Origin of the sequence: Aquipuribacter hungaricus (assembly GCF_037860755.1) — a bacterium.
Lineage (GTDB): Bacteria > Actinomycetota > Actinomycetes > Actinomycetales > JBBAYJ01 > Aquipuribacter > Aquipuribacter hungaricus.
The window spans coordinates 14067-39186 of the sequence record NZ_JBBEOI010000001.1 but is presented as its reverse complement, the minus strand read 5'-3'; the positions used below and the strand labels follow the sequence as shown (position 1 = coordinate 39186).

Here is a 25120-nt window from a genome sequence, read left to right as displayed (position 1 = left end):
CCGCGGGGCACCGCGCCACGTGCGTCGTCCGTGGTGCCCGCTGCCGCTGTCGTCGCTGCCCCGCTGGGCCACCTGTCCACGGGCCGAGGGTAAGGGGCGGGGGAAGTCAGGACGAGGTCGTCCGCGCCCGCAGGGCGGCCAGGCTGCGCCGTGCCTCGGGCAGCACGAGGGGCAGGGACACCACCGAGGCGACCGTCGCGGCCTGGCAGTAGGCGCACAGCGCCCGGTTCTCGCGCCACTCCTCCCGCGCCAGGACCACCCTCGTGACCACGTCGACGGCGACCTTGCCGGCGCTCAGCAGCGGCAGCAGCGGCCGGGTGGACGGCCGGTCGGGACCCCCGGTGCCCGCCAGCAGGGCCGTGACCGCGTACGAGACGAGCATGAGCAGCCCGTCGGCGGTCTGCAGCCGCCGGTAGGCGTAGTCGGAGGAGTCGACGCGGTCGGAGTCGAACGGCCCCGGCGGGTCCGGCAGGCGCCGGAGCAGACCGGTCTGGAACGCCGCCACGACCTGCCCGCCCGCCAGGCCCAGCAGCGACAGACCGACCACGGCACGCCGACGGCGCAGGTCGGGGTCACGGCCCGTCCGGAGGTACTGGCTCAGGTCGGACGGGCTGAGCCTCGCCGGGCGGTCGGTGGTGCGGGGGGCGGCCATGGGCTCCCGGCTACCCCCCGCCGGTGCACGCATGCCCGCCCGTCGGCCGGGCTCGCCGTGCTGCGCGCACGCCTCCGGCTCTCCTGCCCGGTCAGGGGCTCTCGCCGTCGGCCACCGCCACCACCCAGTCGACCGCGGCGTCGGTCAGGCACAGGCCGTCGGGCCCGTCCTCGACCGGCGACCCGTCGGACGTCGGGGACGTGCCGCCCACCCGCGCGACGTCCTCGGCCACGGCCGGGACGAGCACCTCGCCGGCGTGGGCCGCCAGCCAGTCGCGGGAGCCCGGCTGGAGCTGTGCCCACCACGTCGCCATGTCCATGGCGCCGAGCATGCGCGCCGGCGGGCGCGGTGGCAACGGCCCTGACGTCCGGGCGCGGGGCAGGGCCACGTCGTCGATGTGGCCGCTGTCCGCGAGCCGCTGCGCCACCCCGCGGAGCTTCTCGTTGCGGTGCTGGCTGACCCGCACCAGCATCGCGAACGCCTGCTCCGACGTCACCCTGTGCCGCTCCATGAGGATCCCCTGCGCCTGCCCGATGACGTGGCGCGTCTCCACCTCCCGCCGCAGCGAGGCGCGCTGCCGGGCCGCCGCGTAGGCGACCCCCGCGTGGGCGGCGAACATGAGCCCGACGTGCTCGGACTCGTCGGTGAAGGCGCCCGCCCGGCGGGAGAACAGGTTGAGCGCACCCAGGTCGTCACCGTCCACGTAGAGCTGGAACGACATCATGCCGAGCGCGCCCGCCTCGGCGGCGGCGGTGCTGAACCGCGGCCAGCGCTGCTCGCGCGCCATGTCGGGCACGCGCACCGTCGTGTGCTGGTACGCCGAGTCCAGGCAGGGGCCTTCCCCGAGCCCCTCCTGGAGGGCGTCGACCACGCGCGGCAGCTCGCCCGACGCCGCGTCGGAGAAGACGCGGCGGCGTCCGAGCACCACGCTGATGGAGCCCTCGTCGCAGCCGGGGACCAGCTGCACCGCGGCCCGGACGATCTCGACCAGCGTCTCGTGCGGGTCCTGCCGCTGCTGGACGGTCCGGGCGAAGCTGCTGAACTGCGCCGCCAGCTCGTCCCGCCCGTCGGAGCCCCCCGTGTCGGCGACGGACGGCCGCCCGCGGTGCTCGAGCCCCATGCGGTCCCCCTCCGGCGCGGCGGGCACGGCACCCGTCGGCACCCCCTGTGCGCACGGTAGACCGCTACGGTGAGGACGCGCCGGGGCCGACCTTGACAGACCAGGGTGGCAGGCACCGCCTGCACCGGGGACCACGTGGAGCACGACAGCACCCCCACCGTCCGACAGTCGTCGGCGAGGGACGCGGAGGACGCCTGGGGCGAGCCGCCGCCCGGCGTCCGGGGCCACGCGATGGAGCAGGACCGGCTGGACTCGCTGCGCTCCTACGGGGTCCTCGACACGCCTCCCGAGGCCGCGTACGACATCGTCACCGCCCTGGCGGCGCAGGTCTGCGGCACGCCGATGGCGGCTGTCACCCTCGTGGACTCCGCGAGGCAGTGGTTCAAGTCCAGCCTGGGCCTGCACCTGACCGAGACCCCTCGCGAGCTGTCGCTGTGCTCGGAGGTGGTCGCCGACGCGCGGGTCCTGCTCGTGGCGGACGCCCGGACGGACCCGCGGTTCCGCGAGAACCCCCTCGTCACCGGGGGCCCGGAGATCCGCGGGTACCTGGGGGTGCCACTGGTCGGGCGGGACGGCCTGCCGCTGGGGACGCTGTGCGTGCTGGACCGTCGGGAGCGACGGTTCGGCGAGGCCGAGGTGGCGTCGATGGTCGCGCTGGCGACCCAGGTGGTCGCGCTGCTCGAGCAGAGCCGGCGCGACCGGTTCGACGGGCTGCTGGGCCCGGACGTCCGCGAGGACGCCCGCCGCCCCGAGCGGCTGCGCCAGGCGCTCGAGCACGGCGAGCTCGTCCCCTGGTACCAGCCGGTGGTCGACCTGCGGACCGGCCGCCCGCACCAGCTGGAGGCCCTGCTGCGCTGGCAGCACCCAGGGCTGGGCACGCTGCCGCCGCTGTCGTTCATGGCCGCCCTGGAGACGACGGCCATGGTCGTGCCGGTCGCCCGCCACGTCCTGGACACCGCCTGCGCCCAGCTCGTCCGGCTGGGCGCGCAGGGCCTGGAGCTGCCCGGCGGGGTGGCGGTCAACGTCGCGGGCGGCCAGCTGGCCCGCCCCGGCCTGGCCCGGGACGTGCTCGACGCCCTGGAGCGCCACGACCTCGCCGGGCCGCGGCTGACGCTGGAGCTGACGGAGACCACCGAGCTGGCCGACCCGGCGCTGGCCCGCGCCGAGCTCGCGACCGTCGCGGCGCTCGGGGTGCACGTCGTCGTCGACGACTTCGGGGTCGGCTGGAGCAACCTGGCCCGCGTCCTCGACCTCCCGGTCGACGCCCTCAAGATCGACCGGGGGATCGCGGGCGCGGTGCTCACCGACCCGCGGGCCGCCACGGTGGTCGACGCCACGGTGGGGATGGCGCACGCCCTGGGCCTGTCGGTCACGGCGGAGGGGGTGGAGACCGAGGGGCTGCGCGACCACCTCGCGGCCGCCGGGTGCGACCACGCCCAGGGCTGGTACTTCGGCGCCGCGGCGCCCCCCGCCGGGCTCCGCGACCTGCTGCGGCGCCTGGGCACCTAGGGGACGAGGCGCTCCGCGCGGTAGGCGTCGACCTGGCGCAGCAGGGCCCGCTCGGTGCTCACCCAGCCGGTCCAGCCGAGCAGCCGGCTGCGGGTCATGTCGGCGACGACCTCCATGGGGCGGCCGAGGTCGGCGTCGGTGTGCCACCACGAGGCGACCCGCGACAGGTCGGGCTCGCCCAGACCCTGCTCGGCGACGAGCTCGGCCCAGACCTGCTCGGCACCGGCCATCTGCTGCTCCAGCGGCAGCGGGTCGTCCCCGGGCCCCTGCGGCTCCACCCCCAGGTGCTCGGCGAGCCGCGGCCACAGCCGGCGCCAGCGGACGACGTCCCCGTCGACCACGTTGAACGCCGCGTCGGCGGCCGCCGGCGTGGTCGCCGCCCAGAGCTGGTGGTCGGCCAGCAGGTCGGCGTCGGTGAGGTCGACGATGCCGTCCCACTGCGCGCGCGAGCCCGGGAAGACGAACGGCCGGCCCAGGCGTCGCTGGATGCCGGCGTACGCGGCGAGGGTCGCGGCCAGGTTCATGGCGTTGCCGACGGCGTGGCCCAGGACGGTGTGCGAGCGGTGCACGCTCCACGTGAACCCGTGCGCGGCGGCGGCGGAGAACAGCTCGTCCTCCTGCGCGTAGTAGAAGTTGTCGACGGCGAGCCGGGCGGCGTCCTCGAGGAACGGGGTGTCCGGCATCTCGCCCTTGCCGTAGGCCTCGAACGGGCCCAGGTAGTGCTTGAGGCCGGTGACGAGCGCGACGTGCCGCAGCGAGCCCTGCGGGCCGAGGACGGCGAGCAGGTCCCGGACCATGCCGCCGTTGACGCGGATGTTGTCGGCCTCGGTCTCCTGCCGGGACCAGGCGCCGACGAAGACGTGCGTGGGCCGCAGTCCGGCCAGCGCCTGCTCGAGCGACGCCCGCGACGTCAGGTCGGCGGCGACGTGCGCGGCGCGGTCGTCGGCGGGCGGCCGGCGGGACAGGCCGGTGGTGCGCCACCCCGCCTCGACGAGCTGCCGCACCAGGGCGGACCCCGTGATGCCCGTGGCCCCCACGACGAGGGCGTGCGCACCCTCGGGCGGCGTGCGGACCGGCGTGGGCGCCCGGTCGGTCCCGGGGTCGCCGGGCCAGGAGGCCCCCAGGTCGTCGGGGCGGGCGGCGGAGGTGCTGGTGGCTGTCACGCCGGGTGCCAGCGCGGGGAGCGGCCCGGCTGTTCCGGGGCCGGGGTGTCGGTGGCCGCTCCTACGGTCCCCGCATGCAGACCGACGAGCTCTTCCTCGCCTCCGACCGTGCCCTGCGCAGCGTCGTCGACCGGGTCGCCCCCGCCGACCTGGACCGGCCCGTGCCGCAGGAGTGGAGCCAGACGCCTGACCCCACCCCCGCGACGTCCTCGCCTCCCACGCCTACGACGAGGCCTGGGTCCCGCGCGTCCTCGAAGGCCGGTCGGCCGCCGACGGCGACGACCTGCGCGGGGCCGACCTGCTGGGCGACGACCCGGTCGGCGCCTACGACGCGCTGAACGACGCGGCCACGGCGGCCGTGCGCGGGGGCGTCGCACCCGGGACGGTCGTCCGGTTCAGCTACGGCGACTACCCCGCGGCCGAGGGCCTCGCCCACCTCGCGACCTACCGGGCCTTCCAGGCGTGGCTCATCGCCGAGCACCTGGACCTGCCCTTCTCCCTGCCGCCCGAGGTCGTCGCGGGCCTGGAGGAGCACGTCCTGCCGAACGCGGAGCAGTGGCGTGAGTGGGGCGTGTTCCCCCCGGCCGTCGAGCCCCCCGCGGGCGCGGACGACGAGACCCGGCTGCTCTGCGCGGTCGGCTACTGGCACCCCTGAGACGGGGGCGCGGACGGGCCGCGGGTCAGGGGACCAGGGCCACCGGCCCCGCACCGACGGGTGTGCGGAACAGCGCGTACGGCTCCTCCCGCTCGTCCGGCCACAGGCGCAGGCGGTCAGGCGTCGGGGGCGCACCGCCCCACGGGCCCGCCCGGCCCGTCGCGGTGCGCCTGCCCGAGCCGGATGACGTCGTCCAGCTTGTCGCGCGTCGTGGTCAGCTCGTCCAGCTGCTCCTGCACCCGGGCGCGCTCCGCCAGCAGCCGCTCGTGCATCTCGTCGGTGAGGACGCCGTCCTCCATGCAGGGCAGGATCCGCACGACGGCCTTGCTGCCGAGGCCCGCGGCGTAGAGGTTCTGGATGAACCGCACCCGGTCGACGGCCTCCGGCAGGTACCGGCGCTGACCGCCGGCGCTGCGGTCGGCCACCAGCAGGCCCTGCTCCTCGTAGTAGCGCAGCGCCCGCACGCTGACCCCCGCCTGCTCGGCGACCTCTCCGATGCGCACCCGCTCCCCCTCCGCCGGACCTCGACTTGACCCTGACGTCAACGTGAGGTCGTAGCGTCCCAGACATGACAACCGCATTCGTCACCGGGGCCAACCGCGGCCTCGGTCACCACTTCGCCGCCGAGCTGCTCGCCCGTGGCGCCACCGTCTACGCCGGCGCCCGCGACCCCGGGCTCGTCGACCTGCCCGGCGTCCGCCCGGTCGCCCTGGACATCACCGACCCCGACGCCGTCGCGGCGGCGGCCGCCCTGGCCGGGGACGTCGACCTGCTCGTCAACAACGCCGGCATCTCGACCGGCGCCCAGCTGCTCGGCGACCTGCAGGGCGTGCGCGCCGAGATGGACGTGAACTTCTGGGGGACGCTGTCGATGGTCCGCGCCTTCGCCCCCGTCCTCGCCGCGAACGGCGGCGGCACGGTCGTCAACGTCGCCTCCGCGCTGTCCTGGTTCTCCTACCCGGGCGCGGGCGCGTACGCCGTGTCCAAGGCCGCCAACTGGAACATGAGCAACGCGCTGCGCCTGGAGCTGGCCGGCCAGGGCACGCAGGTCACCTCGGTCCACCTCGGCCTGGCGGACACAGACATGGCGAAGGGGATCGAGGGGCCCAAGACCGACCCGGCGGAGGTCGTCCGCCTGACGCTGGACGCCGTCGAGGCCGGGGACCTCGAGGTCGTCGTCGACGGGTGGAGCGTGATGGTCAAGGCATCGCTGGCGGCGGACCCCCGCTCGTTCTACGCCCAGTTCCTCGCCGCCTGACCGGGGTGCCGCGGTCGGCCCCGCCGTCGGGCGGGGCCGACCTCCGCGTCAGGCCGGGCGGGCCGGCTCGAGCTCCGTCGCGGCCCAGGAGGCCAGCAGCGCGAGCGCCTGCGCGGTCGGCGACGCGGGCTCCGCCGCGTAGACCGTGAGCGACAGGCCGGGCTCGGACACCAGGTCCATGCTCTCGTAGGCCAGGTCGAGCTCCCCGACCGCCGGGTGGTGGAACAGCTTGGAGCCGGCGCCGTGCAGGCGGACGTCGTGGGAGCTCCACCGGCGCCGGAAGTCCTGGCTGCGGGTCGACAGCTCCCCGACGAGGTCGTGCATCACCCTGTCGTGCGGGTCGCGGCCGGCCTCGGTGCGGAGGATCGCCACCACCGTGTCCGCCGCGGTCTCCCAGTGCGGGTAGAAGCGGCGGGAGTCCTCGTCGAGGAACGTGTACCGGGCGAAGTTCGGCGGGCCGTCCCCGGTGCCCGCGGCGACCCTGTCGTACATCGTCGAGTGCATCGCGCGGCCCAGCGGGTTGACCGCCAGCAGGTCCATCCGGCCGTTCCGGACCAGGGCGGGGCCGGTGGTGATGCTGTCGAGCACCCACTGCAGGCTCGGCCGCGGCGTCCAGGTCCGGGTGGTGGTGCGGCGCCGGGGGCGGCGCAGCGCGCTCGTGCCGTCCGCGGCGTGGGCGAGGTCGAACAGGTGGGTGCGCTCCGCGTCGTCCAGCCGCAGCGCCCTCGCCAGCGCGTCGAGCACCGAGGCCGACACCCCGGCGATCGCGCCGCGCTCGAGCCGCGCGTAGTACTCGACGCTGACCCCGGCCAGCGAGGCGACCTCGGTGCGCCGCAGCCCGGGCACCCGGCGCTGCCCGACGTCGGGCAGCCCTGCGTCCGCGGCGGTGATCTTCGCGCGGCGGGTGACGAGGAACTCGCGGACCTCGGCTCGGTTGTCCATGCGAGGACGGTAGGCCGGGGGCCGCCGCGCGGACAGGCCCTGGCAGTGCACCCTCCACCGGGCGGCGGGCCGGTCCGGGGGTGGCGTCCGTGCCCTGACGTCCCCGACCCGCACGCCGTCCGCCAGGCTGGCACCAGGACAGACCCACCCCCGCCCCGTCAGGAGAACAGCCGTGACCGCACCCCGCCGCGCCCTCGTCGTCGTCGACGTCCAGCAGGAGTACTTCTCGGGGGTGCTGCAGGTCCAGGCCCCGCCGCGCGAGGAGACCCTGGCCCAGGTCCTGGCCGCCCTCGACGTGGCCACGGAGCACGACCTGCCCGTGGTCGTCGTGCAGCACGAGCTGCCCGAGGGTGCCCCCGTCTTCGCCGTGGGCAGCGAGAGCTGGTCGCTGCACCCGGAGGTCGAGCGACGGCTGCGCCCGTCGTGGAAGCGGGCGTCGAAGGACAAGGGGAGCGTCTTCGCCGGCACCGACGTCGCCGCGTGGCTGGCCGGGCAGGGCGTCGACACCGTCACGATCGTCGGCTACATGACCAACAACTGCGACATCGCCACGGCCGTGGGCGCCGAGGACCTCGGCCTGGCCGCGGAGGTCCTGTCCGACGCCACGGGAGCGATCCACCTGGCCAACGAGGCGGGCGAGGTCTCGGCGGAGCAGCTGCACGCGACGCTGCTCGTGCTCCTGCACTCCAGCTTCGCGGCGGTCGCGACCACCGCGGCGTGGACCGAGGCCGTCCTGGCGGGCCGGACCCTGCCCAGGAGCGACCTGGGCACCTCCGCCACGCAGGGCCGCGCCGTCTTCGGGGGCTGACAGACCGCGACGTCAGCCCTCGCCGCGGCCGGCCGGCGCGCGGTCGGTCGCCAGCTCGAAGCGGACCGCGCGCCGGACCAGGTACGCCCGCAGCACGAGCTCGCGCAGGTCGGCGTCCTCGGCCAGCAGAGCGCGCAGCCGGGGCAGGGGCACCAGGAGCACCTCGCCGCTGCTCAGGGCCACGGTCGTGCGCGTCACGGGCTGCCCGCCGAGCAGGTCGAGCTCGCCGAGGAACCGCCGTGCGCCGTGCACCCGCACGACCGGCGGGCCGCCCTCGACGTGGCCGATGACGGCGACCGTCCCGGACAGGACGACGACGAGGTCGTAGGACGGGGCGCCCGGGCGGTAGAGGACGTCGCCGCGGGCCACCGCCCGGCGTGTGCCGTGCTGCGCCAGCCGTGCGAGCCGGTCGTCGTCCAGGCGGGGGTGGTCGCCGCCGCGGTCCGGGGTCTCCTGCACGGGCTCGGGCAGGCCGGCCAGGACCTGGGCGATGTCGTCGTCGACCGCGCTGCCGGCGCGCGGCACCCGTGACGGCGGCAGGCCGCCCGTGCGCCCCCCGTCCGGTGCGCCGTCCGGTGCGCCGCCATCGGCCGCGTCGCCGGTACCGGGCCCGCCGTCGCGGCCGGCCCCGTCGAGCAGCGCGGCGGCCAGCGTGGCGGCGTCCGTCGGCCCGGTGTGCCGGCGGCCGTGGACGAAGAAGGTGGGCGTCCCGCCCACCCCGCTGGCCCGGCCGGACTCGGCGTCCTGCTCGACCCGGCGGCGGTACCGGCCGGCGCCCAGCTCGCGGGCGAAGCGCACCAGGTCGAGGTCGAGGGCGGCGGCGTGGTCGAGCAGGTCGGTGCTCGTCAGCCGGTCCTGGGAGGCGAAGAGCCGGTCGTGCATCTGCCAGAACCGGCCCTGCGCGCCCGCGGCCTCGGCGGCCTCGGCGGCCAGCTGCGCGTGCGGGTGGACGTCGGTGAGCGGCGAGTGGCGGAAGACGTAGCGGAACCGGTCGCCGAGGAGCTCGCGCAGCTCGTCGACGGCCCCGGTCGCCCGGCCGCAGAACGGGCACTCGAAGTCGCCGTACTCGACCAGGGTGAGGGGGGCGTCGACCGGCCCGCGCACGTGGTCCCGGCCGGGGTCCACCGGCGGGTCGAGCTCCAGCTGCTCGTCCGCGGCGGGGCTGCGGCGGGCGGCCAGGCGCAGCAGCGCGACGCCGAGCACCGAGGCGAGGACCGAGGCGGCGAGCACGCCGATCCGGGCCTGGTCGGCGAGGTCGTCGTCGTCCAGCGCGAGGTCGACGATGAACAGGGAGATGGTGAACCCGATGCCGGACAGCGCGGCGCCGCCGGCCAGGTAGAGCCCCCCGATGCCGGGCGCGAGGTCGCCGAGCCGCAGCCGGACCGCGAGCCCGGTGCCCAGGAGGATCCCCAGGAGCTTGCCGACGACCAGGCCTGCGACGACGCCGAGGGTCACCGGGGAGGCGGCGGCGGCGCGCAGGCTGTCCGCGCCGAGGGGCACGCCGGCGTTGGCGATTGCGAACAGCGGGACCATGACGGTGGACGTCCACGGCCGCCACAGCTGCTGCAGCCGCTCGCCCACCGGCACGGACCGGGCGATCGACAGCCGGGCCGCGTCGGCGTACTCGGGGCTGGGGGACTGCAGGTACGCCCGGGTGCGCGAGGCGGCGTCGGCGACCTCGGCGCGCCGCGGGGCGTAGGCCGGCGTGGCCAGGGCGACCGCCACCCCGAGCAGCGTGGGGTGCACGCCCGACAGGTACATCCCCACCCACGCCCCGACTCCCACGACGAGGTACGCCGGCCCGCGCCAGACCCTGAGCCCGCGCAGGGCGAGCATGAGGCCGAAGCCGACCGCCGCCCCGGCGAGCGGGAGCAGCGCCAGGTCCTCGGTGTAGAAGAGCGCGATCACCGTGAGCGCGCCGACGTCGTCGGCGATGGCCAGGGCCAGCAGGAACACCCGCAGCTGCGGCGGGCAGGCCGGCCCCAGCAGCGCCAGCACCCCGAGCAGGAACGCGGTGTCGGTGGAGATGACCACGCCCCACGCCGTGATCGCCTCGTCGCCGAGGGTGAAGGCCGCGTAGACCAGGGCGGGGACGACCAGCCCGACCAGGGCCGCCGCCGCGGGGACCGCGGCGCGGCGCCGGTCGGCGAGCTCGCCGAGGACCAGCTCGCGCTTGACCTCCAGCCCGATGACGAAGAAGAAGAACGTCATGAGGCCGTCGTTCACCCAGTGCTGCAGGTCGAGGGCGAGCTCCGCGCCGCCCACCCGCAGGGCGAGCTCGGTGTGCCAGAACGCGTCGTACGTGGACCCCCACGGGGAGTTCGCCCACAGCAGCGCGGCCAGGGTGGCGGCCAGCAGGAGGCCCGCGCCGCCCGCCTCGGTGCGCAGGCGGCGCCCCAGCGGGGCCGCCCGGTCGAGCAGCCCCCCGGGCCCGGCGGGGGTGCGGGCGACGTCCTGGCTCACGCCCGCGCGGTCCCGTCCGAGGACCAGCAGGGAGGGGTCCCGGCGCGCTGCCGGTCGTGGGACGTCATTCGGTCAGGTCTACAGGGCCGCCCCCCCGCGAGGACCACGCCGTGAGGGGCGAGCCCGGGGGCGGACGCCGGTCCGGCCTGCACGGTCGTGCACATAAGGTCCCCCGCATGAGCCCGGCCCGCGTCCTCGTCGACCACGAGGACGTCGCCGAGCTCTTCCGGGCGCTCGGCTCGCCCGTCCGCATCGCCGTCATCAGCCTCCTGGCCGACGGCGAGCTGTGCGTGCACGAGCTCGTCGACGCCCTCGACCTGCCGCAGCCCGTGGTGTCGCAGCACCTGCGCGTGCTGCGCGACGCGTCCCTGGTCACCAGGACGCGCCGGGGTCGGGAGGCCGCCTACGTCCTGGCCGACGACCACGTCGCCCACATCGTCGCCGACGCCCGCTCCCACACGCAGGAGTCGACCCAGGACCACCACGACGACGACCCCGACCACTGACAGCACCGAGGTGGCCAGCGTGTGTCAGCGCCGGTCGGCAGGCTGCCGGGACCGCCCGGGCACCAGCAGCCCGGTGGCGAGGAGGGTCAGCAGCCCGGCGACCGGGACGGTGACCAGGGCCCCCCGCAGGCTGCTCGCGTCGGCCACGGCGCCGACGAGGACCGGCGAGGCGAGGAACCCCAGGCGCAGCGCGGAGCTCACCACGGTGATACCGAGCCCGGCGGGCAGGCCGGGCAGCTCGTCGGCGGCGTGCAGCGCGGCGGGCACCAGGGTGGCCACGCCGAGCCCGGCCAGGGCGAAGCCGGCCAGGGTGGTGGCGGTCGTCGGGACGGCGAGGGCGAGCCCTGCCCCGACGGCCACCGCGGCACCGCCGAGCCGGCCGACCAGGCGCTGCCCGAGCCGGTCGACGACCCGGTCCCCGGTGAGCCGGCCGACGGTCATCGCCACCTGCAGGGTGACGAAGGCCAGGCCGGCGGTCGCGGCGCCGCTGCCCACGACGTCCCGCATGAACAGCGCGCTCCACGACGCGGCCGCGTCCTCGACGAAGGCCGCGGACGCGGCGAGCGCCCCGGCTGCCCCCAGCAGGACGACGGTCCGGCCCGCCACCCGGCGCGGGCCCCGCCGGTCCGGCCCGGACGCGGCGGGCTCCCGCTCGGCGTCCTCCGGTCCCGGCAGCAGGGACCGGCGGGTGGCGAGCGCGAGCAGCGTGAACAGCACGGCGCAGGAGCCGAGGTGGACGGTGAGCGGGACCCCCAGGCCGGCGGCGGCCGAGCCCAGCAGCCCGCCCGCGACGGCCCCGACGCTCCACAGCCCGTGGAACCCGTTGACCAGGGAGCGCCCGTAGCGCCGCTGCACCCGGAAGCCGTGCGCGTTCTGGCCGGCGTCCACCGCGGCGTCGGAGGCACCGAAGGCGAGCATGAGAGCGGCGAACGCCGCCCACCCGCCGGACAGCGACAGCGCCGCCAGGGCCACCGCGGGCACGACCAGCCCGACCGAGGCGACCGTGGCCGAGCCCAGGCGCCGGATGAGCGGCGGGACCAGGAGCCCGCCGACCAGGGCGCCGAGCGGCATCGCCGCGATGCCCGCGCCGAGCGCCGCGTTGTCCAGCCCGAGCGCGGCCTTGAGGTCCGGCAGCCGCGGCACGAGGTTCGCGTACAGCACGCCGTTGAGGAAGAAGAGGACGCTGACGGCGGTGCGGGCGCGGTGCAGCGTGCGGCTCATCCGGGCAGCGTGCGACAGCCCGGCGCGCGGCGGCAGTCACCGTCGTGAGGTGTACCGGCAGGGCACCCCTGCGCCGGCATCGCTGGGCGCGGACGACCCGTCAGGTGCGCAGGACGAGCAGGGCGGTGTCGTCGGTGGTGCTGGCCAGGGTCGCCAGCAGGTGCTCGGCGAGGTCCTCGACGTCGTCCGGGCCGGCGGCCAGCGCCGCGGCCAGCCGTCGGAGCCCGGTGTCGAGGTCCTCGTCGTGGCGCTCCACGAGGCCGTCGGTGTAGGCCAGCAGCGTCGAGCCCACGGCCAGGTGGTGCCGGGCGGCGTGGCGGCGCTGCGGTGCGACGCCGAGCAGGAGCTCCGGGTCGGTGCTGAGCACCTCGACCTCGCCCCCGGGGTGGCGCAGCAGCAGGGGCGGGTGCCCGGCGCTGGAGTGGGTGAGGGTCCAGCCGCCGGTGGGGTCGGGGTTGAGGCGCGCGTAGGCGAGCGTCGCCATGGTGGCGATCCCCAGGCCGGCGAGCAGGTCGTCGACACGCTCGAGGACCGCCGCCGTCGAGCCCGCCGCGGCGTCCCAGGCGCACGCCCGCAGCAGCCCGCGCAGGTGGCCCATGGCGGCGGCGGCCATGACGTCGTGGCCGACGACGTCGCCGATCGCCAGGCCGACGGCGTGGTCGGGCAGGGCGATGAGCTCGTAGAAGTCGCCGCCGACGTGGGCGCCGGACGCGGCGGCCTGGTACCGGGCGGCCGCCGTCAGGCCGGGGACCGCGGGCAGGGCGGGGAGCAGGCTGCTCTGCAGCGCGGCCGCGATGGCGTGCTGCTCCTCGTACAGCCGGGCGTTGTCGAGGATGAGGCCGGCCCGGCGGGCGAGGTCGACGGCGATGTCGAGGTCGTCCTCGCTGTGCCGGGGGCTGCCGGGGCCGCGGACCAGCACCATGACGTCGTCGCCGGCGCGCCGCCCGGGCAGGGCGAGGATGAGCAGGGACGCCGCGCCGAGGTCGTCGCTCAGGTCGAGCATCGAGCTGTCGCTCACCCAGCTCTCCCGCTCGGCGCGCCTGGTCGGGCTGTCGTAGTCGCTGATCCGGCGGGCGGACGCCCCGCCCAGGAGGGTCTGCGTGGGCGGGCCGGGGAGCAGGGCGTGGCGCAGGGCGCGGGTGTAGTCCTGCAGCTTCTGGTGGTGCCCGGACCGGTGCTTGGCGCTGACCTCGCGCAGGTGGCCGTGCTCGTCGCTGCTGAGCAGCAGCACCCAGTCGGCGAGCTCGGGCACGACCAGGTCGACCAGGTGCTGGCGGCACTGGGCGGTGTCGAGGGTGACGGCCAGCCGGGTCGTCGCCTCGGCGAGCAGCCGCAGCCGCGCCTGCGCCTGCTCGGCCTCGCGGCGGGCCTGCTCGGCCTCCAGGCGGGCGCCGCGCTCGGCGACCAGGGCGCGGTCGCGCTCCGCGTCTGCGGCGACCCGCGTCGTGATGTCGGCCTGGATCCCGACGAAGTGCGTGAGCTCCCCGTCCGGGCCGGAGATGGGGTTGACGGACAGCTGGTTCCAGAACGCCGTGCCGTCCTTGCGGTAGTTGAGCAGCGACGTGGTGATGCCCTCGCCCGCGTCCAGCGCGGCCCTGATCGCCGCCACCGTGGCCGGGTCGGTGGCGCTGCCCTGGAGGAAGCGGCAGTTGCGGCCGACCGCCTCCTCGAAGGAGTAGCCGGTGCTGGCGGTGAAGGCGGGGTTGACCCACACCAGCGGCTGGTCCGCGGCGCGGGCGTCGGCCACGGTGAAGGCCAGCCCGGTCGCCAGCACGGCCCGGTCCCGCAGCTGGGCCTGCACCTGGGCGGCGTCCATCGCGGCCTCCGCGGCCTCGCGGTGCCGCATCGGCAGCAGGACGACGAGCGCGTGCTGCTGCAGCATCGGCGCGTCGAGCATGGGCAGCGCCACCACCCACAGCGGCTCCCGCCGCGTGCCCAGCTCGCTCACCCGGGCCGCCGAGACGCCCTGCCCGAGCACCGGCTGCGACCGCGCCAGCCGGGACAGGGGGTGGTCGGTGTCGGACAGCCGCGCGCCGGCCAGGTCGCGCAGCCGTGCGGCGTCCGACCACACGTCCAGGCCGACGGGGAGCCGCACGCCGGGCGCCAGCTGGTCGGCCACGGAGTTGGTGTGCACGACGGTGCGGGCCGACAGGTCGACGAGCAGGACCGCCGACGGCGCGTCCCCGGTGACCAGCGCCAGCTCCGCGAGGTCCGCCCCCGGCGGGGGGACCGGGCCGGTGGGGGCGGGCGCCGTGGGGGGCGTCCCGGGGGTCCCCGCGGCCACGACCGGCTCGGCCCCCGGTCCCTGCTCGCCCGCCACCGTCGCGCCCGCCCGCCCCTGCTCGTCGTCCGCGGACCGTCGACGGCTGCCGCTGGCCCGGCACTCTACGTGGCTGCCGGGTGGTCGGGGCGTGTCAGGGCGTGCCGGGAGGGGCCACCGTGCCGTTGAGCATCCCGACCACCTGGTCGTAGTCGCCCCGGACCTCGGCGTACCGCAGGAGCTCCACGCGCTCGACGAGGACCTCGGTGGCGTCGGGCTGGTCGCGCAGGATGTCCATGACCTCGTCGACGTACTCCTCCAGCGGCATGGCCGTCTCGCTGGTCTCGTGGCCGGGCATGAGCGCGGTCTGCACCGCGGGCGGGACGAGCTCGACCACCCGCACGCCGGTCGGGGCGAGCTGGAGCCGGACCGACTCGCTGAGCATGTGCACGAACGCCTTGGACGCGTTGTAGGTCGGGGTGGCTGCCAGGGGGACCGACGCGAGCCCGCTCGAGACGGTCATGACCACGGCCCCGGGCCTGGTGCGGAGGTGGTCGACGAAGGCGGCGACGAGCCGGACGGGGCCGAGCACGTTCGTGCCGACCGTCTCCTCGGCGGTCGCGAGGAAGCCGTCGGAGGTGGTCCAGTCCTCGGCCCGCATGATGCCGGCCATGGTCACGAGGGTGTCCAGGTCGGGGTGGGCGGCGAGCACCTGGGCGGCGGCGGCCGTGATGCTGGCGGGGTCGGCGGTGTCGACCGTCACGCCCTCCAGGCCGTGCTCGGCGGTGATGGCGCGCAGCAGGTCGGTGCGGCGCCCGCCGACCACGACGGTGCTGCCGGCGGCCTGGAGCCGTAGCGCGAGGGCGAGACCGATGCCGCTGGTGGCGCCGGGGATGAAGACGGTGCGTCCTGTGGTGTCCATGACGGACAGGCTGCGCCGCCCCGCGCCGCGGCGGGAGAGCCCTGGCTGTCGGGGGACCGGGAGTCCCTGGCACGGGCCCGGACGGTGGCGGAGCATGGTCGGCATGGACCGCCCCGGGCTCGCCGCCTTCCTCCGCTCCCGCCGCGAGGGGCTGCTCCCCGCGGACGTCGGCCTGCCGGCCGGCGCCCGCCGCCGGGCAGCCGGCCTGCGGAGGGAGGAGGTCGCCCAGCTCACCGGCATGTCCGTGGACTACCTGACGCGCCTGGAGCAGTCCCGGGGACCGCAGCCCAGCCCGGCGATGCTCACCGCGCTCGCCCGCACCCTGCGGCTGACCGACGACGAGCGCGACTACCTGTTCAGGGTCGCGGGCCACGCGGCGCCAGACCGGCTCGTCATGCGCCCCCACGTCGCCCCCGCCCTGCTGCGGGTGCTCGACCGGCTGCAGGACACCCCGGCCCTGGTGATCTCGGCGCTGGGGGAGACCCTGGTCGCCAACGACCTGGCCGTCGCCCTGTTCGGCGACCCGGCCCACCGGCAGGGCCTGGCCCGGCACGACGTCTACCGGTGGTTCACCGACGCGACGGCCCGGCGGGTCTACCCGGAGGCGGACCACGACCGCCAGTCGCGCGCCCTGGTGGCGGGGCTGCGCTCGGCGCACGGCCTGCTGGGCGCCCGGTCGAGGGCCGGCGAGCTCGTCGTCGCCCTGACGGCCGCCAGCCCGGAGTTCGTCCGGCTGTGGGAGGAGCACGGCGTGGCCCGGCGGTTCGAGGACCACAAGGTGCTGCTGCACCCGGAGACGGGTCCGCTCGAGCTGGACTGCCAGGTGCTCTTCACCGAGGACCAGCTGCAGGCCCTGCTCGTCCTCACCGCCGCGCCGGGCACGCCCGCCGCGGACCGGCTCGCCCTGCTGCGGGTGCTGGGCACGCAGCCCTACGAGCGCGCCGGGGCGGGGGGCGGTCCGTCCGGAGGGTCCTGACGGTGCTCTGCCGGCCCAGCCGTCCGCGTCGGGGTCCGTCGGCTGGAGCAGCGGGACCGTCGGTGCGGCGGTCCTGCCCGTCCGCCCCGGCATCCGGCGTCGTCGTCGGTGCCGGTCGGTAGCGTCGCGCCATGCCCATCAGGCTCGAGAACGTGGCCATCGCCGTCCGCGACCTCGAGGCCACGGTCGCGTTCTTCACCGACCTCGGCCTCGTCGTGGTCGGCCGCGACGAGGTGAGCGGGGGGTGGAGCGACGACGCCGTGGGCCTCGACGGCAACCACGCCATGATCGCGATGCTCCGGACCCCCGGCGGCGAGGGAGTGCTCGAGCTGTTCGAGTACGTGCACCCGACCGCGGTCGAGACCGGGCCGACCCTGCCGAACGAGGTCGGCATGCACCGGGTGGCGTTCTCCGTCGACGACCTGGACCACAGCCTGCAGGTCGCTGCCCGGCACGACTGCCACCCCCTGCGCGGGGTGTCGACCTACGGCGACGCGTACCGGCTCGCGTACGTGCGCGGCCCGAGCGGCATCATCGTCATGCTCGCCCAGGCGCTGTCCCCGGGCTGACGGCCGACGCCCCCGAGGAGTGCCCGTGTGCGCACCGCCCCTGCCCGACCCGGCCGACGAGGCTGCCCGGGGCGACCTGGCCGACCCGTCCGACCGGTCCATGGCCGTGCTGCCCTACCGGCTGCGCGCGGCGGGCCTGGGCGAGGTCGCGGACGTCCGGCCGGTCGCCGGGGGCACGGCTGCCCGGGCGGCGCTGGTGCGGCTGCGGTCGGGGCAGCAGGTGTTCGCCAAGACGCTGGACGCACCCCCGGGCGAGGACGTCTTCGAGGTGGAGGCCGAGGGGCTGGCGGCCCTGCGCGGGGCGGGGCTGCGGACGCCGGACGTCCTGGCGGTCGGGCGGGACGCGCTCGTGCTGGAGCGCCTGGTCCCGCGGGACGACGACGGGGCGACGTGGGAGCAGCTCGCGCACGACCTGGCCCGGCTGCACGCCACGACGTCGCCGCGCCACGGCTGGCACCGCGACGGCTGGCTGGGGACCTACCGGCAGGAGAACACCTGGGAGGACGACGGCCACGTCTTCTTCGCCCGGCACCGGCTGCTGCGGTGGCTGCCCGAGCCCCGGCTGCGGGACAAGCTCGACGCCGCCGACCGCCGGGCGCTCGAGCGGCTCTGCGACCGGCTGCCGGAGCTGCTGCCCGTGCGCCCGGCGAGCCTCACCCACGGCGACCTGTGGGCGGAGAACGTCATGGCGACGGCGGCCGGGCTGCCGGCCGTCATCGACCCCGCCGTGTCGTACGCCTGGGCGGAGGTCGACCTGAGCCACCTCTGGTGCTCGCCGCACCCGCCGGCCGCCGACCGCTTCTTCGCCGCGTACGCGGAGGCCACCGGGCTCGACGCGGGCTGGCGCGAGCGGATGCCGCTGCTCCACCTGCGCCAGCTGCTCGCGCTCGTGGCCATGTTCGACCACGACTGGGGGTCCACCGGGACGGTCCGCCGGCTGCTCGCGCCGTTCCGCGACCGGTGACGCCGGCCGCCCCGGCTCAGGCGCGCGAGCCCGCCGTCTCGACCTCGTCGGGCCGGACGACGCCGAGCTGGTCGAGCGCCTGCTCGAGCACCTCCATCACCGCGAGCGTGGTGCCCAGCGGGTGCAGCGGGCTCTCGGTCAGGCCCGCCAGGACGCATTCCTGCACGTGCTCGAGCATGTGGACGTACCCGGCCCCCCGGCGACCGGGCCGGACGGTCCGGTCGGCCGGCTGGGCGGACACCCCGGCCCCGTGGAGCACGGTGAGGGCCGGCGGCGCCCACAGCGGCGCCTCGAGGCGGACGGCGCCGAGCGAGCCCTCGAGCACGGCGTCGCCGGCGGCGCTGCTGCTCAGGGTCGACGACAGCAGGGACACGGCCCCGCCCTCGTGGCCGAGCAGGAGCCCGGACAGCACGTCCACCCCGCCCGGCGACACCTCGCCCGCGACGGCCACCGAGCTGACCGGGCCGAGCAGGAGCAGGGCCAGCCAGACGGGGTAGACCCCGATGTCGAGCAGCGCCCCGCCGCCCTGCTGCGGGTCGTGCAGCCGGCCGCCGGGCTCGGGCGGCACGAGCGAGCCGATGCTGGCGTGCAGCGCCCGCAGCCGGCCGACCTCGCCGCTGGCGGCGACGTCGAGCAGCTCGGCGGTGACCGGCAGGAAGCGCGTCCACATCGCCTCCATGCAGAAGACGTCGTGCTCCCGCGCGACCTCGACGAGCCGGCGCGCGCCCGCGAGCGTGGCGGTGAGCGGCTTCTCCACGAGGACCGCGGTCCCGGCCGCCATGGCGGCGGCGGCCGCGTCCAGGTGCGCCGCGTGCGGCGTCGCGACGTAGACCACGTCGACGTCCGCGGCCAGGGCGGCCGGGTCGGTGTACGTCCGCCCGACGCCGTGCGCCGCGGCGAACGCCGCACCGCCCGCCGCGGTGCGCGAGCAGACCCCGGCGAGCACCGCGCCGGGCGTCAGGGCGAGGTCGCCGAGCACCCGCGCGGCGATGGGGCCCGTGCCGACCACGCCCCACCGCACCTGGGCGGGCGGGGCGGAGTCGGGACCGTGCGGTCTCACGCGCCGGGGAGCCCGTTGCGGCCGATCACGCCGGCGTACCAGTGGGCGCTGTCCTTGGGGGTGCGCTCCTGGGTCTCGTAGTCGACGTGGACGATGCCGAACCGCTTGGAGAAGCCGTAGCCCCACTCGAAGTTGTCCAGCAGGGACCACAGGTAGTACCCGCGCACGTCGGCGCCGTCCTCGATCGCCCGGTGCACCGCGCGCAGGTGCCCGTCGACGTACCCGATCCGGTCGTCGTCGTGGACCGCGCCGTCGGCGGTCATGACGTCGGGGTACGCGGCGCCGTTCTCGGTGACGTGCAGCGGGATGCCCGGCGCCTCCTCGTGCAGCCGCAGCAGCAGCTCGCGCAGGCCGTCGGCGTCCACCGGCCAGCCCATCGCGGTCAGCGGGCCGGGCTGCTCGGGGAACTCGAGCCGGTCCGCGCTGCCGACCCACGGGCTGTGGGCGCTGCTGCCGTGCCCGTCGGCCTCGGCGCGCTCGCCGACCCCGTCCCAGGCCCGGACGACCGTGGGGGAGTAGTAGTTGAGGCCGAGGGCGTCCAGCGGCTGGTGCACGGTGGCCAGGTCGCCGTCGTGCACGAACGACCAGTCGGTGACGCCGGCGGTGTCCTCCAGGACGTCGGCCGGGTAGCGCCCGTGCAGGACCGGGTCGAGGAACACCCGGTTCTGCAGGCCGTCCACCCGGCGGGCCGCGTCGACGTCGGCGGCGCTGGACGGGTCCTCCGGGCGCACCCACGCGAGGTTGAGCGTGATGGCGACCGGCAGGTCCGGTGCGTGCTCGCGGACGGCGAGCGTGCCGAGGCCGTGGGCGAGGTTGAGGTGGTGCACCGCGGCCAGCGCGGACGCGGGCTCGGTGCGCCCGGGGGCGTGGACCCCGCTGCCGTAGCCGAGGTACGCCGAGCACCACGGCTCGTTGAGGGTGATGACGGTGCTCAGCCGGTCGCCCAGGTGCTGGGCCACGACCCCGGCGTACTCCCCGAACCGCTCGGCGGTGCGCCGGTCGGTCCAGCCGCCGCCGTCCTCGAGGGCCTGCGGCAGGTCCCAGTGGTAGAGCGTCGCCGCGGGGGTGATCCCGGCGGCGAGCAGCTCGTCGACGAGCCGGTCGTAGAAGGCGAGGCCGGCCGCGTTGACCGGGCCGAGCGCGTCCGGCGTCACCTGCGGGGTGATCCGGGGCCAGGCGATCGAGAAGCGGTACGAGCCCAGGCCGAGCCGGCGCATGAGCGCGACGTCCTCGACGTAGCGGTGGTAGTGGTCGTCGGCGACGTCACCGGTGTGGCCCTCGAAGACCTTGCCGGGGGTGCGGGAGAACGTGTCCCACACCGACGGGGTGCGCCCGTCCTCGTCGTGCGCGCCCTCGATCTGGTAGGCGGCGGTGGCCGCCCCCCAGACGAAGCCGGGCGGGAAGCGCAGGCCGTCGTCGGCCGGTTCCGCGGCGGGGGCGACCGGGACGACGGGCCGTGCCTCGACGGCGGTCACCCCTTCACCGCCCCGGCCATGATGCCGCTGACGATCTGGCGGCCGAGCAGGACGAACACGACGACGACGGGCAGGGTCCCCACGAGGGTCCCCGCCATGATGATGGCCTGGTCTGGCACGTACCCGCTCCCGAGGTTCTTGAGGGCCACCTGGACGGTGGGGTTGGAGGAGACCAGCGCGATGACCGGCCAGAAGAAGTCGTTCCACGCCGCCATGAACGTGAGCATCGCCAGCACGGCCATGCCCGGCCGGGCGATGGGGAGCACGATGCTCCACACCGTCCGCAGCGACGTCGCCCCGTCGACCCGGGCGGCCTCGATGAGCTCGTCCGGCAGGGTCTGGATGAGGTACTGGCGCATGAAGAACACGCCGAAGGCGGTGACGAGCGACGGCAGGACGACGGCCGACAGCTTGCCGGTGAGGTCGAGCGCGGCCATCACCTGGTAGAGCGGGACGATGCCCAGCGTCGGCGGGATCATCATCGTGCCGACCGTGACGGCGAACAGCGCCTTCTTGCCGGCGAACTGCTGCTTGGCGAAGGCGTAGCCCGACAGCGTGCAGAACAGCACGGTGGCCACGGTGATGATGCTGGAGACCAGCAGCGAGTTCCAGATCGCCAGGCCGAGGGGCTGGGCGTCCCAGGCGCTGAGGATGTTGCGCCACAGCCCGCCGCCGGGCGTGAGCGGCGGCGGGAACTGGTTCATCTCCGACATCGGCCGGCTCGCCGCGACGATCATGTAGTAGAAGGGCGCGAGGAACAGGAACGACGTGACGACGAGCAGCACGTAGGCGACGGGCCCGGCGTGGTCGCCGCCCCGGCGCCGGCGCCGGCGGGGCCGCGGCGTGAGCGGGCTCACCGCCGCCGCGTCGCGGACGGTCATGGTGGTCATCGGACGGCCTTCCGGTCGCGGGTGCGCCAGCGGGCGATCCCGGTGTTGAGCAGGACGAGACCGACCACGAGGACGAACGTGACCCACGCGATGGTGGCCGCGCGGCCGAGCTCGAAGTAGTCCCAGCCCTGCTGGTACATGAAGAGGCCGAGGGTCTGGTACTGGCCCAGGGCGCCGCCGTTGGCCTGGCCGTTGCCGAACAGCAGCGGCTCGCCGAACAGCTGGGTGGCGCCGATCGTGGAGACGACGACGGTGAAGAGGATGGTCGGGCGCAGGCCCGGCAGCGTGACGTGGCGGAACTGCTGCCACTTGCTCGCGCCGTCCAGCGCTGCCGCCTCGTACAGGTCCTGCGAGATGGACTGCATCCCGGCCAGGTAGATGAGGGCGTTGTAGCCGGTCCAGCGCCAGGTGACGATGACGGCGATGGCGATCTGCGCGGTCAGGTCCCCGTTGCGCCAGTCGACGGCGTCGATGCCGACCCAGGACAGCACCCAGTTGAAGAACCCGTTGTCGCGGCCGAAGAGCTGGGCGAACACCAGCGTGGAGGCGGCGACCGAGGTGGCGTAGGGCATGAGCATGGAGATCCGGAAGAAGTTCCGGACCACCATCTGGTAGTTGAGCAGGTGCGCCAGGCCCAGCGCGAGCATGAGCTGCGGGACCGTGGACAGGATGCCGATGGTGATCGTGCGCCACAGCGAGTTGTAGAACTCGGGGCTGGCGAAGAGCCACCGGTAGTTCTCCAGGCCGACGAACACCATCGGCGTGCCGAGCTTGAAGTCGTTGAGGCTGATCCACGCGGTCCAGACCAGCGGGAACAGCCCGAAGGCGACGAAGAGCAGGAAGAACGGGGAGATGTAGAGGTAGGGCGCGGCCTTCGCCTCGAGGCGGAAGAGCCTGCTGCGCAGTCCCAGGGGCGGTTCGGACCGGGGCGCGTGACCGACGGCGACGTCGGTCCTGCTCGCCCGGGGTGGTGTGTCGACAGCCATGGCGGCCTCCTCGGTCGGGGACGGGGCGGCGTCCTGGTCGAGGAGGCACCGCGGTCGGGCCGGGGCGGCGGGCGGGCGCAGCTGGTGCGCCCGCCCGCCGCCGCGGTGCTCAGCCGAGCTGGTTGTCGATGGCCCGCTGCGCCGAGGTCCAGGCGGTCTCCGGGTCCACGTCGTTGACCTCGATGGTCAGCAGCGCGTTGGTGATCTCGTTCTTGAGCACGCCGTCGTCCGGCCCGAGGATCTGGGTCGGGGCGTTCTTGGCGATGTCACCGAAGATCTGGCCGATCGGCGCGTCGCTGAAGTACTCGTCCGTGGTGTCGGCGACCGCGTCGATGGCCGTGGTGTTGGACGGGAAGTTGCCGCCGGCGGCGAACACCTTCTCCTGCTGCTCGGGGGCGGTCAGCCACATCGCGAGCTTGACGGCCTCCTCCTGGTTCTCGGAGCTGGCGGGGACGCCGAGGTACGCGCCACCCCAGTTGCCGGCCGCGCCGCCGGGGAGCGAGGTCACGCCCCACTTGCCGCTGCCCTCGTCACCGGCCTGGCCCTTGATGTAGCCGAGCATCCAGGACGGGCAGGCGATGGTCGCGAAGGCGCCGTTGCCGAAGCCGGGGTTCCACTCGGGGTCCTCGAACTGGGCGAACTTGGCGGTGAGGTCGTCCGCCGCGGCCTGCGCCGACAGGTCGAACGCCGCCTTGACGGCCGGGTTCGAGTCGTAGACGAGCTCGCCCGCCTCGTCGTAGTAGATCTCCGACTCGGTGGAGATGATCGCGTTGTAGAGCCCGCCCGCGGAGTCCGTCCAGGCGCTGCCCTCGGGGGCGGACGCCTTGTACTGCTCGCCCAGGGCCAGGTAGTCCTCCCACGAGCCCATCTGGGCGGCGAGCTCGTCGGGGTCGGTCGGCAGGCCTGCCTCCTCGAGCAGGTCCGTGCGGTAGCAGATGCCGGTGGGGCCGATGTCGGTGCCGAGGCCGACGACCGCGCCGTCCTCGGTGGTGGCGGCGTCCTGCTTGAACTGCGCGTACTCGCCCAGCTGGTCGGCGGCCTCGGTCTGCGTGAGGTCGACCCACTTGTCGGCGAGCTCCGTGGTCGCGGTGCGGATGCGGGCGACCTCGATGCCCTGGATGTCGGAGGCGCCGCTGCCGGCGTTGAGCTTGGTGAGCAGCGCGGGCCAGTAGGTGTCCTCGCCCTGCGTCGTCTCGTAGCTGATGGTGACGCCGGGGTTCTCCTCCTCGTACTGGTCGAAGAGGCCCGCCTCCTCCATGCCGAAGGTGCCGAAGAGGCTGACCGTCAGCTCGACGGACTCGCCGCCGGCGCTGCTGCCGCCGTCCGCGCCGCCCTCGGCCGCCGTGGCCTCCTCGCCGCCGCAGCCTGCGAGCGCCACGAGCGCTCCTGCCGCCATCACCGCGATGGCCGTCCGTGCTCGACTCGTCATCATGTCGATAGTCCTTCCGCCTCGTCGTCGAGGCAGTGGTGGAGGGCCGGCCAGCACTGTCGTGCTGCCGGTGTGAGAGCGCTCTCACGCTGTCGTGCGGCAAGGGTCGCCCGCGGTCCCCGGCCCTGTCAACGGTTTCCCGGAAATTCGTGAGAGCGCTTCCACGGGCGCCCCCGGACGGCTCAGGCGGAGCCGCGCACCACCAGGTGGGTGTGCAGCCGCACGTGCTGGGGCGCCGGCTCCCCGGCCACCAGCGAGGTGACCAGGGACTGCGCCATCCGGCGGCCGAGCTCCTCGATGGGCTGGTGCACCGTCGTCAGCGGCGGCTGCGTCGCCAGCGCGACCGGGATGTCGTCGAAGCCGACGACGGCGACGTCGTCGGGCACCGACAGCCCGCGGTCGGCGATCGCCCGCAGCGCCCCGGCCGCCATGAGGTCGTTGGCGCAGAACACGCCGTCCACCTCCGGACCCCGGTCGAGCAGGGTGACCATCGCCTCGTGCCCGCCCTCGACGGTGTAGTCGCCGGTGACGACGTCGTCCTCGTGCGGGGTGCGGCCCGCGGCGGCCATGGCCTCCCGCCAGCCGTCGAGGCGGTCCATCGAGCCCGCCATGTCCGTCGGCCCGCTGATCGTCCCGATCCGCCGGCAGCCCCGCTCCACGAGCCGGCGGGTGGCGACGCCGGCCCCCTGCGCGTTGTCGACGTCGACGACCGGCAGCCCGGCGGCGCCGGGGTCGAGCGAGCGGCCGGCCATGACGACGGGCAGGCCGAGGGCGTCCAGGCGGGCGGGCATGTCCTCGCTGCCATGGAGCGAGACGAACATGGCCGCGTCCAGGTGGCCGCCCGCGGCGAACCGCTCGAGCTGGTCGCGGTCCTCGTCGGTGGCGACCACGACGAAGACGAGCTGCAGGCTGTGCGCGGCGACGATCCGGTGCGCGCCCTTGAGCACGGTGGCGAAGAACGGGTCGGAGAAGAACTTCTCCTCGGGCTCGCAGACGACGAAGGCCACGGTGTCGCTGCGCCTGGTGACCAGGCTGCGGGCCGCGGCGTTGGGGACGTAGGCCAGGCTGCTGGCGGCGGCGAGCACCTTGTCGCGCGCGGCCTCGCTCACCCGGGGAGAGCCGGTGAGCACCCGGCTGGCCGTCGCGCGGGACACCCCTGCCGCGGCGGCGACCGACTCCAGCGTCGCGGGGACGCGACCACCTGAGGAGACCATCGCCGTCCGCCAATCCTGCCCGAGCCCGCCCGGCGGGGCGGAGACCACCCAGCCTAGGGCGGTACCGGGGCGGTCCGG

Annotated in this window: 23 protein-coding genes; 8 read left to right on the top strand and 15 right to left on the bottom strand. The window is 75.6% G+C overall.

The annotated features are described in order from the left end of the window. Positions 1-106 precede the first annotated feature (106 nt). Together WCS02_RS00185 and WCS02_RS00180 are read right to left on the bottom strand one after the other, a co-directional pair. Positions 107-652: a vitamin K epoxide reductase family protein gene (locus WCS02_RS00185; RefSeq protein ID WP_340287957.1), complete on the bottom strand. Its 546-nt coding sequence runs from the start codon at positions 650-652 to the stop codon at positions 107-109. A 91-nt stretch (positions 653-743) separates the two neighbouring features. Beyond that, positions 744-1772 carry a GAF and ANTAR domain-containing protein gene (locus WCS02_RS00180; protein ID WP_340287954.1) on the bottom strand — a complete coding sequence of 343 codons (1029 nt, stop codon included), beginning with the start codon at positions 1770-1772 and terminating at the stop codon, positions 744-746. Between the two features lie 105 nt (positions 1773-1877). Between WCS02_RS00180 and WCS02_RS00175 the strand changes: the two genes are divergently transcribed. Further along, complete coding sequence (locus WCS02_RS00175; RefSeq protein WP_340287951.1) at positions 1878-3281, top strand: sensor domain-containing phosphodiesterase; 1404 nt, start codon at positions 1878-1880, stop codon at positions 3279-3281. Here WCS02_RS00175 and WCS02_RS00170 read toward each other — a convergent pair. Continuing rightward, positions 3278-4318: an SDR family oxidoreductase gene (locus WCS02_RS00170; RefSeq protein WP_340288301.1), complete on the bottom strand. Its 1041-nt coding sequence runs from the start codon at positions 4316-4318 to the stop codon at positions 3278-3280. The two genes, WCS02_RS00175 and WCS02_RS00170, sit on opposite strands and share 4 nt — an antisense overlap. A 484-nt stretch (positions 4319-4802) precedes the next feature. Between WCS02_RS00170 and WCS02_RS00165 the strand changes: the two genes are divergently transcribed. Beyond that, positions 4803-5099 (top strand): hypothetical protein, encoded by a 297-nt coding sequence (locus WCS02_RS00165; RefSeq protein ID WP_340287948.1) that lies wholly within the window; start codon positions 4803-4805, stop codon positions 5097-5099. 116 nt (positions 5100-5215) lie between these two features. Here WCS02_RS00165 and WCS02_RS00160 read toward each other — a convergent pair whose 3' ends face one another. After that, on the bottom strand, positions 5216-5602 hold the full coding sequence (locus WCS02_RS00160; protein WP_340287946.1) for a MerR family transcriptional regulator: 387 nt from the start codon (positions 5600-5602) through the stop codon (positions 5216-5218). Between the two features lie 65 nt (positions 5603-5667). Between WCS02_RS00160 and WCS02_RS00155 the strand changes: the two genes are divergently transcribed. After that, complete coding sequence (locus WCS02_RS00155) at positions 5668-6357, top strand: SDR family oxidoreductase (RefSeq protein WP_340287943.1); 690 nt, start codon at positions 5668-5670, stop codon at positions 6355-6357. A gap of 48 nt (positions 6358-6405) precedes the next feature. Here WCS02_RS00155 and WCS02_RS00150 read toward each other — a convergent pair whose 3' ends face one another. Then, positions 6406-7299, bottom strand: coding sequence for a helix-turn-helix transcriptional regulator (locus WCS02_RS00150; protein WP_340287940.1), 894 nt, complete (start codon positions 7297-7299; stop codon positions 6406-6408). 172 nt (positions 7300-7471) lie between these two features. Here WCS02_RS00150 and WCS02_RS00145 point away from each other — a divergent pair, with 172 nt between their 5' ends. Beyond that, positions 7472-8107: an isochorismatase family protein gene (locus WCS02_RS00145; protein ID WP_340287937.1), complete on the top strand. Its 636-nt coding sequence runs from the start codon at positions 7472-7474 to the stop codon at positions 8105-8107. A gap of 12 nt (positions 8108-8119) precedes the next feature. Here WCS02_RS00145 and nhaA read toward each other — a convergent pair whose 3' ends face one another. Beyond that, positions 8120-10570 (bottom strand): Na+/H+ antiporter NhaA, encoded by a 2451-nt coding sequence (gene nhaA / locus WCS02_RS00140; protein ID WP_340287934.1) that lies wholly within the window; start codon positions 10568-10570, stop codon positions 8120-8122. A gap of 176 nt (positions 10571-10746) precedes the next feature. Between nhaA and WCS02_RS00135 the strand changes: the two genes are divergently transcribed. Then, positions 10747-11076 (top strand): ArsR/SmtB family transcription factor, encoded by a 330-nt coding sequence (locus WCS02_RS00135; RefSeq protein WP_340287931.1) that lies wholly within the window; start codon positions 10747-10749, stop codon positions 11074-11076. Positions 11077-11100: 24 nt separating this feature from the next. Here the strand turns inward: WCS02_RS00135 and WCS02_RS00130 are convergent, their stop codons facing one another. The 3 genes from WCS02_RS00130 to WCS02_RS00120 all read right to left on the bottom strand — a co-directional run bounded on the left by WCS02_RS00130 (position 11101) and on the right by WCS02_RS00120 (position 15479). Next, positions 11101-12297 (bottom strand): MFS transporter, encoded by a 1197-nt coding sequence (locus tag WCS02_RS00130; protein ID WP_340287928.1) that lies wholly within the window; start codon positions 12295-12297, stop codon positions 11101-11103. A gap of 100 nt (positions 12298-12397) precedes the next feature. Beyond that, positions 12398-14581, bottom strand: coding sequence for a SpoIIE family protein phosphatase (locus WCS02_RS00125; protein WP_340287925.1), 2184 nt, complete (start codon positions 14579-14581; stop codon positions 12398-12400). Between the two features lie 130 nt (positions 14582-14711). Further along, the gene (locus WCS02_RS00120; protein ID WP_340287922.1) at positions 14712-15479 is read right to left on the bottom strand and encodes an SDR family oxidoreductase; all 768 of its coding nucleotides are present in this window, start codon (positions 15477-15479) and stop codon (positions 14712-14714) included. Between the two features lie 103 nt (positions 15480-15582). On the opposite strand from WCS02_RS00120, the gene WCS02_RS00115 reads away from it, so the two are divergent. The 3 genes from WCS02_RS00115 (at position 15583) to WCS02_RS00105 (ending at position 17988) form a co-directional block, all read left to right on the top strand. Further along, complete coding sequence (locus WCS02_RS00115; RefSeq protein WP_340287919.1) at positions 15583-16455, top strand: helix-turn-helix transcriptional regulator; 873 nt, start codon at positions 15583-15585, stop codon at positions 16453-16455. Positions 16456-16586: 131 nt separating this feature from the next. Then, positions 16587-17024: a VOC family protein gene (locus WCS02_RS00110; RefSeq protein ID WP_340287916.1), complete on the top strand. Its 438-nt coding sequence runs from the start codon at positions 16587-16589 to the stop codon at positions 17022-17024. Positions 17025-17049: 25 nt separating this feature from the next. After that, positions 17050-17988 (top strand): fructosamine kinase family protein, encoded by a 939-nt coding sequence (locus WCS02_RS00105; RefSeq protein ID WP_340287913.1) that lies wholly within the window; start codon positions 17050-17052, stop codon positions 17986-17988. 16 nt (positions 17989-18004) lie between these two features. Here the strand turns inward: WCS02_RS00105 and WCS02_RS00100 are convergent, their stop codons facing one another. The 6 genes from WCS02_RS00100 to WCS02_RS00075 form a co-directional block, all read right to left on the bottom strand. Next, complete coding sequence (locus tag WCS02_RS00100; RefSeq protein ID WP_340287910.1) at positions 18005-19048, bottom strand: Gfo/Idh/MocA family protein; 1044 nt, start codon at positions 19046-19048, stop codon at positions 18005-18007. Next, entirely contained in the window at positions 19045-20523 is a 1479-nt protein-coding gene (locus tag WCS02_RS00095) for a GH1 family beta-glucosidase (RefSeq protein ID WP_340287907.1), read from the bottom strand. Before WCS02_RS00095 ends, WCS02_RS00100 begins: the two co-directional genes overlap by 4 nt. Next, positions 20520-21413 carry a carbohydrate ABC transporter permease gene (locus tag WCS02_RS00090; RefSeq protein ID WP_340287904.1) on the bottom strand — a complete coding sequence of 298 codons (894 nt, stop codon included), beginning with the start codon at positions 21411-21413 and terminating at the stop codon, positions 20520-20522. The genes WCS02_RS00095 and WCS02_RS00090 overlap by 4 nt, the downstream gene beginning before the upstream one ends. After that, positions 21410-22399, bottom strand: a complete 990-nt coding sequence (locus WCS02_RS00085) for a carbohydrate ABC transporter permease (RefSeq protein ID WP_340287900.1) — start codon at positions 22397-22399, stop codon at positions 21410-21412. The genes WCS02_RS00090 and WCS02_RS00085 overlap by 4 nt, the downstream gene beginning before the upstream one ends. A 109-nt stretch (positions 22400-22508) precedes the next feature. Then, on the bottom strand, positions 22509-23831 hold the full coding sequence (locus WCS02_RS00080) for an ABC transporter substrate-binding protein (RefSeq protein WP_340287897.1): 1323 nt from the start codon (positions 23829-23831) through the stop codon (positions 22509-22511). Positions 23832-24010: 179 nt separating this feature from the next. Continuing rightward, on the bottom strand, positions 24011-25042 hold the full coding sequence (locus tag WCS02_RS00075) for a LacI family DNA-binding transcriptional regulator (RefSeq protein ID WP_340287894.1): 1032 nt from the start codon (positions 25040-25042) through the stop codon (positions 24011-24013). Positions 25043-25120 lie beyond the last annotated feature (78 nt).